Source organism: Mesorhizobium sp. M1227 (genome assembly GCF_040318315.1).
GTDB lineage: Bacteria > Pseudomonadota > Alphaproteobacteria > Rhizobiales > Rhizobiaceae > Mesorhizobium.
Map to the genome: position 1 here is coordinate 1 of NZ_JAMYLZ010000012.1, position 14,583 is coordinate 14,583.

General features: G+C 60.9%; 13 protein-coding genes and 1 tRNA gene. 1 reads left to right on the forward strand and 13 read right to left on the reverse strand.

All coding sequences use genetic code 11. The features are described from left to right. Positions 1-148 precede the first annotated feature (148 nt). Positions 149-224, reverse strand: a tRNA-Lys gene (locus NKH28_RS16445). A 308-nt stretch (positions 225-532) separates the two neighbouring features. Between NKH28_RS16445 and NKH28_RS16450 the strand changes: the two genes are divergently transcribed. Further along, on the forward strand, positions 533-1,006 hold the full coding sequence (locus NKH28_RS16450; RefSeq protein ID WP_352979679.1) for a BA14K family protein: 474 nt from the start codon (positions 533-535) through the stop codon (positions 1,004-1,006). Positions 1,007-1,084: 78 nt separating this feature from the next. On the opposite strand, the gene glpK is transcribed toward NKH28_RS16450, so the two are convergent. The 12 genes from glpK to NKH28_RS16510 all read right to left on the reverse strand — a co-directional run bounded on the left by glpK (position 1,085) and on the right by NKH28_RS16510 (position 14,526). After that, positions 1,085-2,578, reverse strand: a complete 1,494-nt coding sequence (glpK, locus tag NKH28_RS16455; RefSeq protein WP_352502511.1) for a glycerol kinase GlpK — start codon at positions 2,576-2,578, stop codon at positions 1,085-1,087. Positions 2,579-2,723: 145 nt separating this feature from the next. Beyond that, complete coding sequence (locus NKH28_RS16460; protein WP_352979681.1) at positions 2,724-4,451, reverse strand: ABC transporter substrate-binding protein; 1,728 nt, start codon at positions 4,449-4,451, stop codon at positions 2,724-2,726. Positions 4,452-4,529: 78 nt separating this feature from the next. Next, positions 4,530-4,796, reverse strand: a complete 267-nt coding sequence (locus NKH28_RS16465) for a DUF2160 domain-containing protein (RefSeq protein ID WP_031211283.1) — start codon at positions 4,794-4,796, stop codon at positions 4,530-4,532. A 173-nt stretch (positions 4,797-4,969) separates the two neighbouring features. Beyond that, positions 4,970-5,884, reverse strand: coding sequence for a carbohydrate ABC transporter permease (locus NKH28_RS16470; RefSeq protein WP_502896460.1), 915 nt, complete (start codon positions 5,882-5,884; stop codon positions 4,970-4,972). Position 5,885: 1 nt separating this feature from the next. After that, complete coding sequence (locus NKH28_RS16475) at positions 5,886-6,752, reverse strand: carbohydrate ABC transporter permease (RefSeq protein ID WP_023674893.1); 867 nt, start codon at positions 6,750-6,752, stop codon at positions 5,886-5,888. Between the two features lies 1 nt (position 6,753). Continuing rightward, on the reverse strand, positions 6,754-7,821 hold the full coding sequence (locus NKH28_RS16480; RefSeq protein WP_352979683.1) for an ABC transporter ATP-binding protein: 1,068 nt from the start codon (positions 7,819-7,821) through the stop codon (positions 6,754-6,756). A 9-nt stretch (positions 7,822-7,830) separates the two neighbouring features. Further along, positions 7,831-8,910 (reverse strand): ABC transporter ATP-binding protein, encoded by a 1,080-nt coding sequence (locus NKH28_RS16485; protein WP_352979685.1) that lies wholly within the window; start codon positions 8,908-8,910, stop codon positions 7,831-7,833. Between the two features lie 39 nt (positions 8,911-8,949). Beyond that, positions 8,950-10,476 carry a glycerol-3-phosphate dehydrogenase gene (gene glpD / locus NKH28_RS16490; RefSeq protein WP_352833086.1) on the reverse strand — a complete coding sequence of 509 codons (1,527 nt, stop codon included), beginning with the start codon at positions 10,474-10,476 and terminating at the stop codon, positions 8,950-8,952. A 125-nt stretch (positions 10,477-10,601) separates the two neighbouring features. Beyond that, a complete protein-coding gene (locus NKH28_RS16495; protein WP_023674889.1) occupies positions 10,602-11,369 on the reverse strand; it encodes a DeoR/GlpR family DNA-binding transcription regulator in 768 nt (255 codons plus the stop codon). 128 nt (positions 11,370-11,497) lie between these two features. Next, a complete protein-coding gene (locus NKH28_RS16500) occupies positions 11,498-12,910 on the reverse strand; it encodes a pyridoxal phosphate-dependent decarboxylase family protein (protein ID WP_352979687.1) in 1,413 nt (470 codons plus the stop codon). A gap of 58 nt (positions 12,911-12,968) precedes the next feature. Further along, a complete protein-coding gene (locus NKH28_RS16505) occupies positions 12,969-13,700 on the reverse strand; it encodes a proteasome-type protease (protein WP_352540589.1) in 732 nt (243 codons plus the stop codon). A gap of 31 nt (positions 13,701-13,731) precedes the next feature. Beyond that, positions 13,732-14,526, reverse strand: a complete 795-nt coding sequence (locus NKH28_RS16510; RefSeq protein ID WP_352455718.1) for a transglutaminase family protein — start codon at positions 14,524-14,526, stop codon at positions 13,732-13,734. Positions 14,527-14,583: the final 57 nt, after the last annotated feature.

Below are 14,583 nucleotides of genomic sequence, written 5' to 3' on the forward strand. Positions count from 1 at the left end.
TCGTCAGCTTCATGCATTACGATCTCGGTTATATCGACTTGGAACAGAGGACCTTGCAGACCATCGACAACCCGTTCGGCACGAGGTTGTCACCCATGTCTTAAGTACAATCTGTTACCCATGTCTCCGGGTTGGACAATTTTATTGATGGTGAGCGCGATGGGATTCGAACCCATGACCTACTGATTAAAAGTCAGTTGCTCTACCGGCTGAGCTACGCGCTCCCGCGGGCTCAGAAAGGCCGCCCTCGAAATTGCGCGGAACATAGGGAGAGTGCCTCTGCCGGTCAACCGGAAAAAGACGGCTCGCAAACCGGACTGTCCTGCAGTGTCATCATGCCTTGCGGAGCGCTTCGGCGTCGACGGAACGGCCTCGTTCTCGCGCAAGACCGAAGCTCGCCCTCTATGCCGACAAAGGCAAGCAGCAAATCGGAAGAACCTTTGCGGATCAGCAGCTTGGGATTTTTGGCGGAACAATTTGCGCAGCCTGCCCGTTTCCCGCGATAAGGGACATGCGTTTCAAGGAGAAGACCATGAATAGGATCATGTCGGGCCTACTGGCGACCACTCTTTCGATCTCATTCGCTGCCGCGGAGATCGTGCCAGTCAACGCTCAGCCCAGCTATGCGCCCCCGGCCGAGGGGCTCACCTCGAATGTCCAGACCGTCCAGTACGAGCCGTGGCGGAGGCACCGGAATTTCAATCGCGATTTCTCGCGTCGCGATTTCCGTCGCAATTTTGCGCGTGATGACGGCATGTACTGGCGTGGCCATCGCGGCTATCGCGAATATCGTCGCGGCTATCGCCGTCACGGCGACTTCTGGTTCCCGCTGGCTGCGTTTGCTACCGGAGCGCTGATTACCGGCGCAATCGTCAACCAGAATCGTGTCTATCGTGGCGATGCCCACGTGCAGTGGTGCTATGACCGTTATCGGAGCTATCGCGCTTCTGACAACACTTACCAGCCCAACTACGGTCCGCGCCGGCAGTGCCGGTCGCCTTACTGAGTCCCAGATTAGAGGCTGCAAGCCCGCGCCCGCAACGGCGCGGGTTTTTCATTGGTGCGAATCCGGTGGCATCCCTGCCTATTGCGCACTTAGCGTCCTGCGCACAGCGTGGCGCCAACCTGCCAGCTTGGCGGCACGTGTCGAAGCATCCATGTCCGGCTTGAACCGGCGCTCGAGCGCCCAGCTCCTGGCGAATTCCGCGGCCTTCGGCCAGACACCCGCCTTCGAGCCGGCCAGCCAAGCCGCACCGAGTGCTGTCGTCTCGAGAATTGTCGGCCGGTCGACCGGCGCATCGAGAATGTCGGCCAGCCGCTGCATCGTCCAGTCCGACGCCACCATGCCGCCATCGACCCTGAGCACGGTCTTGACCGAGGCGCCTTTCCAGTCCCGGCGCATGGCGTCAAGCAGATCGCGCGTTTGGAACGCAACGGATTCCAGTGCCGCGCGGGCAAATTCCGCCGGCCCCGAATTGCGGGTTAGCCCGAAGATGGCGCCGCGCGCCTCGGCATCCCAGTGCGGTGCGCCGAGCCCGACGAAAGCCGGCACCAGATAGACGTTCTGCGTTGGATCGGCTTCCGCAGCCAATTTGCCGCTCTGCTCGGCCTTGCCGATCACTTTGATGCCGTCCCGCAGCCATTGCACGGCGGCGCCGGCGATAAAGATCGAGCCCTCCAGCGCATAGGTGGTCTTGCCGTTCAGCCTGTAGGCGATGGTGGTCAAAAGCCGGTTCTTAGAACGCACCAGATCGCTTCCGGTGTTGAGCAGCGCAAAGCAACCGGTGCCGTAGGTCGACTTCATCATGCCTGGCTCGAAACAGGCCTGGCCGATTGCCGCCGCATGCTGGTCGCCGGCCACACCGAGGATTCTGATCTCCGCACCAAACAGGCTCTTGTCCGTGATTCCAAAATCGTCGGCACAATCTTTCACCTGTGGCAGCATTCTTGCAGGTATGCCAAGAATGGCCAGCAGCTCGTCGTCCCAGGCGTTTTGTTCGATGTTGTAGACCAGCGTGCGCGAGGCGTTGGTGGCGTCAGTGGCGTGGACCTTGCCGCCGGTCAGCCGCCAGATCAAAAAACTGTCGATGGTGCCGGCCAGCAGTTCGCCCTTCTCGGCGCATTTTCTGGCGCCCTTCACCTTGTCCAGCATCCAGGCGATCTTGGTGCCGGAGAAATAGGGATCGAGCAGCAGGCCGGTCTTTTTCGTGAATTTCTTCTCCAGCCCCAGCTTCTTCAGTTTCTGGCATAGCGGCGCGGTGCGACGATCTTGCCAGACAATCGCGTTGTGGATCGGCTTGCCGGTCTCCTTGTCCCAGATGACGACCGTTTCGCGCTGGTTGGTGATGCCGATCGCGGCGACTTCCGCTGCGTTGCGGCCGGCTGTCTTCAGCGCGGCCTTCACCGTTTCCACGACGCTTGCCCATATCTCCTCGGGATCGTGCTCGACCCAGCCGGAGGCCGGATAATATTGGGTGAATTCCTTTTGCCCGCTGCCGACGACCATCATCTTGTCGTCGAACAGGATCGCCCGGCTCGATGTCGTCCCCTGGTCGATTGCAAGGATATATCCGGTCATTCTCTCTCCCGTCGAAGCGAATTCAAGGTGCTGCGATGTCTCGACGCCAGATGGCGCGGAGCCGTTTACGCAAACAGGGGAGACGGCAACATGCCGCCTCCCCTGAGCATGGCGATGCGGGCGCGGACGCCCGCATCAAACGGCCCTATTGCTGCCAGCTCTTCACCAGCTCGTCGTAGTTGATGGTGACCGGCTTTTCCTTCTCGTTCTCGATCTTGAGCTGAGGAGCGAGATTGCCCTTCTTGACCGCGTCCGCATTCCAGTAGGCGAGGTCATGCTCTTCGGCCATCTTCGGGCCAATATCGCCCTGGACGCCCGACTTCTCGATGCGGCTCATCACCTTTTCCTGCTCGGCGCAGAGCGAGTCCATCGCTTCCTGCGCGCTCTTGGCACCCGACGAAGCATCGCCGATCGCCTGCCACCAGAGCTGTGCCAGCTTCGGATAGTCCGGCACGTTGGTGCCGGTCGGCGACCACTGGACGCGCGCCGGCGAGCGGTAGAACTCGATCAAGCCGCCGAGCTTTGGCGCACGTTCGGTGAAGCTCTTGTCGTGGATCGTGCTCTCGCGGATGAAGGTCAGGCCGACATGGCTCTTCTTCACGTCGACCGTCTTCGAGGTGACGAACTGCGCGTAGAGCCAGGCGGCCTTGGCGCGGTCGGTCGGCGTTGACTTCATCAGCGTCCAGGAACCGACGTCCTGATAGCCGAGCTTCATGCCGTCCTTCCAGTAGACGCCATGCGGCGACGGCGCCATGCGCCACTTCGGCGTGCCGTCGTCGTTCAGCACCGCCTTGGCGCTGGCGTCGACCATGCTGGCGGTGAAGGCGGTATACCAGAAGATCTGCTGGGCAACCGCGCCCTGCGCCGGAACTGGCCCCGATTCGGAGAAGGTCATGCCTTGGGCTTCCGCCGGTGCATAGGCCTTCAGCCAATCGAGGTACTTCTGGATGGCATAGACGGAAGCCGGACCATTGGTGTCGCCGCCGCGCGCCGTGCAGGAACCGACCGGACGCGAATTCTCGTCGACCTTGATGCCCCATTCGTCGACGGGCAGACCGTTCGGAATGCCCTTGTCGCCATTGCCGGCCATCGACAGCCAGGCGTCGGTGAACCGCCAGCCGAGCGACGGGTCCTTCTTGCCATAGTCCATATGGCCATAGACCTTCTTGCCGTCGATCTCACGCCCGGTGAAGAACGCTGCAATGTCCTCATAGGCCGACCAGTTCACCGGCACGCCAAGGTCGTAGCCGTATTTGGCCTTGAAGTCCGCCTTGTTCTTCTCGTCGTTGAACCAGTCGTAACGGAACCAGTAGAGGTTGGCGAACTGCTGGTCGGGAAGTTGGTAGAGTTTCTTGTCGGGCGCGGTGGTGAACGAAGTGCCGATGAAATCCTTCAGGTCGAGATTCGGGTTGGTGACATCCTTGCCGTCGCCTGCCATCCAGTCGGTCAGGTTGCGCACCTGCTGGTAGCGCCAGTGCGTGCCGATCAGATCGGAATCGTTGACCCAGCCGTCATAGAGGTTCTGGCCGGTCTGCATCTGGGTCTGGATCTTCTCGACGACGTCGCCTTCCTGGATGACGTCATGCGTAACCTTGATGCCGGTGATGGCCGTAAAGGCCGGCGCCAGCACCTGCGATTCATACTGATGCGTGGCGATGGTTTCGGAAACCACCTTGATATCCATGCCGGCGAAAGGTTTCGCGGCATCGATGAACCATTGCATCTCGGCTTCCTGGTCGGCGCGCGAAAGCGTCGAAAGGGGCCCGATTTCCTTATCGAGGAAGGTCTTGGCCTCGTCCATTCCGGCATAGGCATTGCTTGCCCCGAGCAACAGGACAAGCGCAGTTGTTGATGTCAAGAATTGCCGTCGCATGTATTTCCTCCACTGTTAAAGTTCAAAGTGCGATCTGGATCGGCGGCCGGCACGCCGCCGTTCCAACAGTTTCCCCCTCTATACGTAGCGGAACACGCCGACGGCGTAGACCACGGAGAGAGCGAGAGCCCACCACAGATTGGGTCCGACTAGACCCAGCCAAGCGAGATGGATAAAGGCGCTGCCAAGCAGCGACAGGAACAGGCGGTCGCCACGCGTCGTTTCGAACCGCAGCACGCCGACGCGCGGATTGCCGCCCGGCGAGACGTATTCCCACGCCGCCATGCCGCAAAGCAGCAGAAAGATGGTTCCAAAGAAGGCCGCGGTCGGCCACGTCCAGGCCATCCACGAAAAATCGAGGTTGGACGAGAGGTTAAATCCCCACAGGCGGATATTGGCCGGATCGCTGAAGCCTACCGTTATTGCCACGAAATCGATTTGAAGTGCCACCCAGGCCACGACGACCAGGGCGAGAAGCAGCACGGCCCACCACCATGGGCTTCTGTCGACCTGCTCCATCATACCCTCCCCAGGGCAAAGCCCTTGGCGATGTAGTTGCGCACAAACCAGATGACGAGCGCGCCGGGAATCAGCGTCAGCACGCCGGCTGCGGCGAGCAGCCCCCAATCCATGCCGGCGGCCGAAACGGTGCGGGTCATGGTCGCGGCGATCGGCTTGGCATCGGTTGTCGTCAGCGTACGGGCGATCAAGAGCTCCACCCACGAGAACATGAAGCAGAAGAAGCACGCCACGCCGATGCCGCTCGCAATCAGCGGCATGAAGATCTTGATGAAGAAGCGCGGGAACGAATAGCCGTCGATATAGGCGGTCTCGTCGATCTCCTTGGGCACGCCCGACATGAAGCCTTCGAGGATCCACACCGCCAGCGGCACGTTGAACAGGCAATGCGCCAGAGCCACGGCGATGTGGGTGTCGATAAGGCCGAAGGCCGAATAAAGCTGGAAGAATGGCAGCGCGAACACCGCCGGCGGCGCCATGCGGTTGGTCAGCAGCCAGAAGAACAGATGCTTGTCGCCGAGGAAGCGATAGCGCGAAAAGGCATAGGCAGCAGGCAGTGCCGCAGCCACCGAAATCACCATGTTCATAACCACATAGGTGATCGAGTTGATGTAGCCCGAATACCAGGACGCGTCGGTGAAGATGGTGCGGTAATTCGCCAATGTCGGTGCGTGCGGGTAGAGCGTCAGCGACGAGACGATCTCGCCATTGGTCTTGAAGCTCATATTGATGAGCCAGTAGATCGGCAAAAGCAGAACGATGATGTAGAGCGTCGGCACGATCCACCACCAACGCGACTCCTCGCCGCGACGGCGCATCAGCCGTGCGATCTCGTCCTGCCGTAGCCTGCTGGCGAGCCCTTCCGAAGCTGTCGTCTCGCTCACCCTATCGGCTCTCTCTTCGGTGCGGCTCATCTCAGCGCTCCGCGTCGTAATTGGTCATCACGGTGTAGAACACCCATGACAACAACAGGACGATAAGGAAGTAGACCAGCGACATCGCCGCCGCCGGGCCGAGGTCGAACTGGCCGAGCGCCGTCTTGACGAGATCGATCGAAAGAAAGGTCGTCGAGTTGCCGGGTCCGCCGCCGGTCACCACGAACGGTTCGGTGTAGATCATGAAGCTATCCATGAAGCGCAGCAGCACGGCGATCAGCAGCACGCGGTTCATCTTCGGCAGCTGGATGTAGCGGAACACCGCCCAGCGCGAGGCACCGTCGATCTTGGCCGCCTGATAAAAGGCATCCGGGATCGAGACCAGGCCGGCATAGCAGAGCAGAACGACGAGGCTGGTCCAATGCCAGACGTCCATGATGATGACCGTGACCCAGGCGTCGTATGGGTCTTGCACATAATTATAGTCGATGCCGAGCGCGTTGACGTAATAGCCGAGCAGGCCAATGTCGTTGCGCCCGAACACCTGCCAGATGGTGCCGACGACGTTCCACGGGATCAGCAGCGGCAACGCCATCAAAACAAGGCAAACAGGCACGCCCCAACCCTTCTTCGGCATATTGAGCGCAATGAAGATGCCGAGCGGCACTTCGATCGCCAGGATGATGAAGGAGAAGACAAGGTTGCGGATCATCGCCTGCCAGAAGCGGCTGGAGGAAAGCAGTTCCTCGAACCATTCCGTGCCGGCCCAGAAGAAGACGTTATTGCCGAAAGTGTCCTGCACCGAATAATTGACGACGGTCATCAGCGGTATGACCGCCGAGAACGCCACCAGCAGCAGCACCGGCAGCACCAGGAACCAGGCTCTGTTGTTCCAGGTCTTTTCCACTTCAGGCTCCCATCTCGACGCGCCAGGAATTGGCATAGATGTTGATGCCGGCCGGGTCGAACCGCACCTTCGGATCAGCCGGAACTGTCTCGTCCTCGCCGATGACGGCGGCGATCTCGCGCCCTTCAAGATTGGCACGGACCACCTTGTGGCGGCCGACGTCCTCGACCTTGCTGATCCGGACGGCCATGCCCTTACTGCCCAGGCGCACATATTCGGGACGGATGCCGAGTTCGATGGCGCCGCCGCCCGCCTTGGGCACGCCCGGCAGTTCGATCTGCTGCGAGCCCAGCTTCGCTGTCTTGCCGTCGATCGCCACCGGCATGACATTCATGCCGGGCGAGCCGATGAAATAGCCGACAAAGGTGTGGCGCGGGCGCTCGAACAGCTCCGCCGGTGTGCCGATCTGCACGATTTCGCCGTCATACATGACGACCACCCTGTCGGCGAAGGTCAACGCCTCGGTCTGGTCGTGCGTGACATAGACCATGGTATAGCCGAAGCGGCGGTGAAGCTGCTTCAACTGCGAGCGCAGCACCCATTTCATATGCGGGTCGATGACTGTCAAAGGCTCGTCGAACAGGATGGCATTGACGTCGGAGCGCACCAGCCCGCGTCCGAGCGAGATTTTCTGCTTCTGGTCGGCGGTCAGTCCGCGCGCCTTTCGTTTGGCCATATCGGCCAGCCCGGTCATCTCCAGCGTCTCGCGCACCTTGCGGTCGACGTCGGCCTCCGGCACGCCGCGATTGCGCAGCGGGAACGCCAGATTGTCGTAGACGGTCATCGTGTCGTAGATCACCGGGAACTGGAAGACCTGGGCAATGTTGCGCTCTTGGGTCGACAGATTGGTCACGTCCCTGCCGTTGAACAGCAGCTGGCCATGCGAGGGATGCAGCAATCCCGAAATGATGTTGAGCAGCGTGGTCTTGCCGCAGCCGGATGGGCCGAGCAGCGCATAAGCGCCGCCATCCTCGAACGTGTGGTGCACTTCCTTCAGCGCGAAATCGGCATCCGTGCGCGGGTTCTGCAGATAGGAGTGGCGGATATGATTGACATCGATGCGCGCCATCGCTTCCTCCTAAGCCGCCAGCTTCGGCGCGGCCATCGCGCGGCCGTGCTCGTCGAAGACCATGATGTGGCGCGGGTCGATGAACACCTCGACCTCCTCGTCCGGCTCGAAGTCGCGAATGCCGTGGGTCAGCATGACCCAGCGCGCATCGGCAAAATCGAGATGGATGAAGCTTTCCGATCCGGTGATCTCAGTGATCGTCACCTTTGCGCGCACCGGCACTGCGGCGGCATTGGGCCGATCGAGGGACAGGTGATGCGGCTGGAAGCCGATCGTATAGATCGCATCGGCAATGCCGAAGAGTTCCGCCGGCACCGGCAATTTCACGCCGCCCTCGAGCAGGAAATCCAGGCCCTTCTTGGCAAGCACGATGGTGTTGAGCGGCGGATCGGCGAAGGTTCTCGCCGTCACCAGATCAACCGGTTTGCGGAACACTTCGATGGTCGGCCCGAACTGGGTGATGCTGCCTTCGGAAAGCGTCGCCGTGTTGCCGCCGAGCAGCAAGGCTTCGTGCGGCTCGGTCGTGGCATAAACAAAGATTGTACCGGCGGCCGCGAAGACTTTCGGCAGTTCCGCGCGTAATTCTTCACGCAGCTTGTAGTCGAGATTGGCGAGCGGCTCGTCGAGCAGCACGAGGCTGGCATTCTTGACGATGGCGCGGGCCAGCGCGGTGCGCTGCTGCTGGCCGCCCGACAGACTGAGAGGCGTCCGATCGAGATAGGGCGTTAGTTTGAGAAGGGCGGCGGCATTGCGCACCTCCGTGTCGATCGTTGCCTGCTCAGTGCCGGCCACCCGCAGCGGTGAGGCGATGTTTTCGTAGACCGTCATCGCCGGATAATTGATGAATTGCTGGTAGACCATGGCGACGTTGCGCTTTTGCACCGGCATGCCGGTGACATCCTTGCCATCGAACCAGACCGAGCCCGAGGTCGGCACGTCGAGGCCCGCCATCAGCCGCATCAGGCTGGTCTTGCCGGAGAGCGTCGGCCCGAGCAGGACGTTGAGCGAGCCGTGCTGAAGCGTCAGCGAGACCTCGCGGATATGTTCCGCCGCACCCACCGTCTTCGTCACGTTTCTCAGTTCAAGCATGATGCCTCCTCCCAGGCTTTCTCCATCAGTCGGCCGTTCCTATTCGGCAGCCGCTACGTGCTGCCGGCTTATTCCGCGCATGAACTCGTCGAGCACTGCCGCCTGCTCACGGCTGAGACGCAGGCCGCGCTTGGTCCGGCGCCACAATACATCCTCGGCAGTCATCGCCCATTCGTTTTCGACGAGGTAGCGCACCTCGGCTTCGTAGAGATCGGCGCCAAAGTTGCGGCCAAGATCGACGTTCGACTTGGCGAGGCCCAGCAGCTTCCTTGCGCGGGTGCCGTAGAGCCGGGTCAACCGGCGGGCCAGCCGGGCGTCGAGGAACGGGTACGCCGTTTTCAGTTTCGCCACCTCGGCATCGAAGCCGGTGACGGGAAAGTCACCGCCGGGCAGCGGCGCGTTTGCCGTCCATGGTTTGCCGCGCTTGCCGAGAAAACCCTCGATCTTCTCGAGCATCGATTCCGACAATCGGCGGTAGGTCGTGATCTTGCCGCCAAAGGCGTTGACGATCGGGGCGGCACCCTCGCCTCCATCGGCCTTCAGCACATAGTCTCGGGTGGCTTCCTGCGCCTTTGAGGCGCCATCGTCGTAGAGCGGTCGCACCGCGGAATAGGTCCAGACGATATCCGACGGCTTGACCGGCTGCGCGAAATATTCGCTTGCCGCAGCGCAGAGATAGCCGATCTCGGCGTCACTGATCCTGACGTCGTGCGGATCGCCGGGATAGTCACGGTCGGTGGTGCCGATGAGCGTGAATTCGTCCTCGTAAGGGATGGCGAAAATGATGCGCCCGTCCTTGTTCTGAAAGAAATAGGCGCGTGGGTCGTCGAATTTCTTGCCCACGACGATATGGCTGCCTTGTACGAGGCGGACATTGTGCACGTCGTTCAGGCCGACGGTGGCCGACAGCACCTGATCGACCCACGGGCCGGCGGCATTGACCAGCAGCCGCGCCTTGACCTCCTCGGTATCGCCGGTCCGCACATTTTCAAGCCTGACCGTCCAGAGATTGCCTTCGCGGCGTGCGCTGACGACCTTTGTTCGGGTTCGAATGGTTGCACCGCGTTCGGCAGCGTCGCGGGCGTTCAACACAACCAGCCGGGCATCGTTGACCCAACCGTCCGAATATTCGAACGCCTTTCGAAACAGCGGCTTCAGCGGCTTGCCGGCCGGATCCTTAGCCATGTCCAGCGTTTTCGTCGGCGGCAGCAATTTGCGCCCGCCAATATGGTCGTAGAGGAAAAGCCCGAGCCGGATCAGCCAGGCCGGACGCAGCCCCTTGGCGTATGGCAGCACGAAGCGCATCGGCCAGATGATGTGCGGCGCGTTCCTCCACAGGACCTCGCGTTCCATCAGCGCTTCGCGTACCAGGCGGAATTCGTAGAATTCGAGATAGCGCAAGCCGCCATGGATCAGTTTGGTCGAGCCGGAAGAGGTCCCGCTGGCCAGATCGTTCATCTCGGCAAGAAAGACCGAAAAGCCACGTCCAACGGCATCGCGGGCGATGCCGCAGCCATTGATGCCGCCACCGATGACGAAAATGTCATGAATCGGTGATGCGCTCAAAGAATCCTCCCTCGATTTCGCATTGCAGCATTTTTGGGTTCTTGCGAAACCGTACGGGAATTATTTCGAAATGATAACGAATGTCAAACGAAATGTGATAGGCGGAAGATGCCGCGACGGCATCTCTAGGATAGCGACGTTTCGATCAGCTGAACTTCTGCCTCCTGGCAGATCTTACGCACCGACGGGATGTCGCAACGATCGGTGATAAAGGTGTTGACCTGCGACAGATGGCCGATGCGGACGGGCGCGGTGCGCTCGAATTTGGTCTGGTCCGACACCAGGATCACATGTCGGGCGTTGGCGATGATCGCCTGAGCCACCTTCACCTCGCGAAAATCGAAGTCGAGCAGTGCGCCGTCATGGTCGATGGCCGAGGCGCCGATCACCGCAAAATCGACCTTGAACTGCCTGATGAAATCGACCGCGGCCTCGCCGACCACACCGCCGTCGGAACCGCGCACGACACCGCCGGCGATCACCACCTCGATCGAAGGATATATACGCATCCTGTTGGCAACATTGATGTTATTGGTGATGACCATCAGGCCGCTGTGATCGAGCAGCGACTTGCTGACAGCTTCCGTCGTTGTCCCGATATTGATGAATAGAGACGCGTTATCGGGGATCAGCCGGGCTGCTGCGCGGCCGATCGCCTCCTTCTCCTCGGCAGCGATCTTGCGCCGAGCCTCATATTCCATGTTCTCGATGCCGGAGGGGAACAATGCCCCGCCATGGATGCGGGACAAAAGCCGCTGGTCGCAGAGATCGTTGAGATCCTTGCGGATCGTCTGCGGCGTCACGTTGAAATGCGTCGCCAGCTCCTCGACCAGTACGCGGCCATGGTCCTTGGCCATCTGGATGATTTCGGAATGACGCGGCGACAGATACATCTAGCAACCTCTCATTTTCGTTTTTCTCGTCTATAGCTGAAAACGAAAGCCATGAACAGGTATGGGCCGGCTAATGAAAATCGGGCGACTGCAGCGAGAAAAGCTCCGGCGCAATCTCGACGAGGCTATCAACTCAGCCCCCGCGCGATCTCAGTGATGACCTCGAAAGCAGTATCGACGTCCGCCGCAGTCGTTTCGAACTGCCCGACCTGAAAGCGGATCGCCACCTGCCCGTCCACCCGGGTCTGCGTCAGGTAAATGCGGCCGTCATCGTTGATCGCGCTGACCAACCGCAAATTGTGCTCGTCAGAGTCGATGGCCGCAGCCGCGAGATGGCGGAATGAGAATAGCGACAGCATGGGTTCCGTGACGATCTCGAAATCCGGTTCCCGAGCCAGCCGCGCGGCGAGGCTCTCGCTCCAGGCAACGTGGTTGCGGATCATGTTCCGCAGATTTTCCAAGCCATGCGCACGCAGCAGGAACCAAAGTTTCAGAGCGCGGAACCTCCGTCCGAGCGGCACCGACCATTCGGAGTAGTTGATGACCCCGTCGCGGCCATGCGTTTTCAGGAATTCGGGCTTCATCGCCAGCGTGCGGACCAGCTCTTCCGGCTGGCGGATGAACTGCATCGAGCAATCGAACTGTGCCCCCAACCATTTATGCGGGTTGAAGACGATGGAATCGGCATTTTCGGCGCCGGTCCAGAAATGCCGGAACTCGTGGCAGATCATGGCGGAGCCGGCCCATGCGGCATCGACATGCAGGTAGAGCCCGTGCCGCTTCGCCACCTCGGCAACAGCCGCCACATTGTCGGTGCCGCCGGTACTTGTGCCGCCGACGCTGGCGATGATGCCCGCCGGCAGCATGCCGTTTTCGCGGTCGGTAACGATCGCGGCTTCCAGAGCCGCCGTCTGCATGGCGCGGAAGCGTCCGGCGACCGGAATGCGCACGAGGTTCGCCTCGCCGATGCCCGACACCCAGATCGCCCGGTCGATAGAAGTATGGACCTGGTCGGAAGAATAGATCCGCACGACCGGCTGCCCTTGCAAGCCGTTCTTGTTGCCTTGCCAGTCGAGCGCGCGCTCGCGCATTGTCAGCACGGCGGCAAGCGTCGCCGATGAAGCCGAATCCTGCATGACGCCGGAAAATCCCTCCGGCAAACCAAGCGCCTGCCGCATCCAGTCGACGACACGCGTCTCGAGCTCGGTTGCCGCCGGCGAGGTCTGCCAGAGCATGCATTGCGCGGCCATCGCGGAAACCAGATACTCGGCCACGACGGAGACCGGTGCCGCGTTAGCCGGGAAATAGGCGAAGAAACGCGGATGCTGCCAGTGCGTCATGCCCGGCAAGATCTTTTGTTCGAAATCGGCGAAGATTGCCTGCATCGTTTCGCCGTCTTCCGGCGGCGCGGCATCGATGCTTTTGAAGATTTCGCCCGGCTCGACAAGCGGCCGCACCGGTTTTTCGCGAAGGCTGTTTCTGTAGTCGGCGCCCCATTCAGCCGCTCGCAGCGACCATTCGCGGAATTCGTTGCTATTCATCTTCGCCTCCGTAGCGCCTCATCGAGCCGCGATCAAAGAGCACGAAAAACGAAGGTTTTCATTCGGGAAAATCAGGCAGACTGGCAAAGGCGGTCTTCAGCGCGTTCGACCAGCTATCCGAGATCGTACGATAGTATTGATCGTCCTGGGTTATTCGCTTTTTGAGGCCGACCTTGAAAGTGTCCTTTTCATAGAACAGCAGGTCGAGCGGCAGGCCGACCGACAGGTTCGACTTCAGCGTCGAGTCGAACGACACCAGCAGTAACTTCACCGTCTCGGCGAAACTCATCGTCCTTTCATAAGCGCGGATAATGATCGGCTTGCCGTATTTGGTCTCACCGATCTGGAAGAACGGCGTGTCCTCGGTGGATTCGATGAAATTGCCTTCCGGATAGATCATGAACAGGCGCGGCGCGCTGCCCTTGATCTGACCGCCGAGGATGAAGGAGGCGTTGAAGTAGGAATCCGCCTTTTCGCCCGCCGGCGACGAACTGGCGATGACCTCCTTGACGGTGTCTCCGACCAACCGGACTGTCTGGTACATGGAGGGCGTTTCGAGCAGTGTGGCACGGCGCTCCGCCACTGCCTTGGTGCGTTCGTCGAGCAGGCTGACCACGGCCTGCGTCGTCGCCAGATTGCCGGCCGACATCAAAACGATGACGCGCTCGCCCGGCTCTTCCCAGACATGCATCTTCCTGAAGGTCGAGATCGAATCCATGCCGGCGTTGGTGCGCGTGTCCGACATGAACACGAGCCCGCGATCGATCTTCAGGCCGACGCAATAGGTCATCGAATCTCTTTGGCAACAATCTTGCCGGGGATTACTGCTCCACGGTGACGGTGACCGCAAGCTGTTCTTCCGCCTGTCCCAGCCGAATTCCAGATACCGGCGTGGCGTCGCGATAATCGCGGCCGGTCGCCACCTTCACATAACGCTCGTCCGGAGAAATGCCGTTGGCGACATCGAAGGCGACCCAGCCGAGGCCCGAGACATGCGCCTCGGCCCAGGCGTGGCTTGCCGCCTGCTCGATGGCCGCATCCATCATCAGGTAGCCGCTGATATAGCGGGCCGGAAAATCCATGGCACGCGCCGCGGCAACGAAGATGTGGCTGTGGTCCTGGCAAACGCCGGTCTTGAGCGCCAGGGCCTCTTCGGCCGGCGTCGTCACGTTGGTGGTGTCCGGCGTATAAGCGACGCGCTCGCCGATCACCGCCATCAACCGGTGCAGCCTTTCGATGTCGGTACCCTTGCCGACCGAGGCAGCAAGCTCGCGAATGCCGCTGCCGATCGTCGTCAGCGGCGTTTCCTGGCCGAACAGCCAGAGCGGCGCGAAACCCTGGTGCGGTCCGCAGACGCCAGCGGTGTCGCGCGTCACCACTTCGCCGGCTGCTTCGACGGTGATGAAGTCGCGCTCGCCCTCGACGCTCAACAGCCGGGTATCATTGCCGAAATGGTCGGTGAAGCGCACTTCCTCGCGTGCGCCTTCGATCTTCAGCGCCCAGGACAGTACCGTCTGGGTGCGCCCGTTCACCGGGAGCAGCCGCAAACGCTGCAACAGATAGTGCACCGGCGCATCGTAGCGGTATTCGGTCCGGTGGGTGATCTTCAGCCGCATCGCACTCGTCCCTGGAGCATGAGCTTTTCCGAAAACCGGTCTCCGCTTTTTGGGATC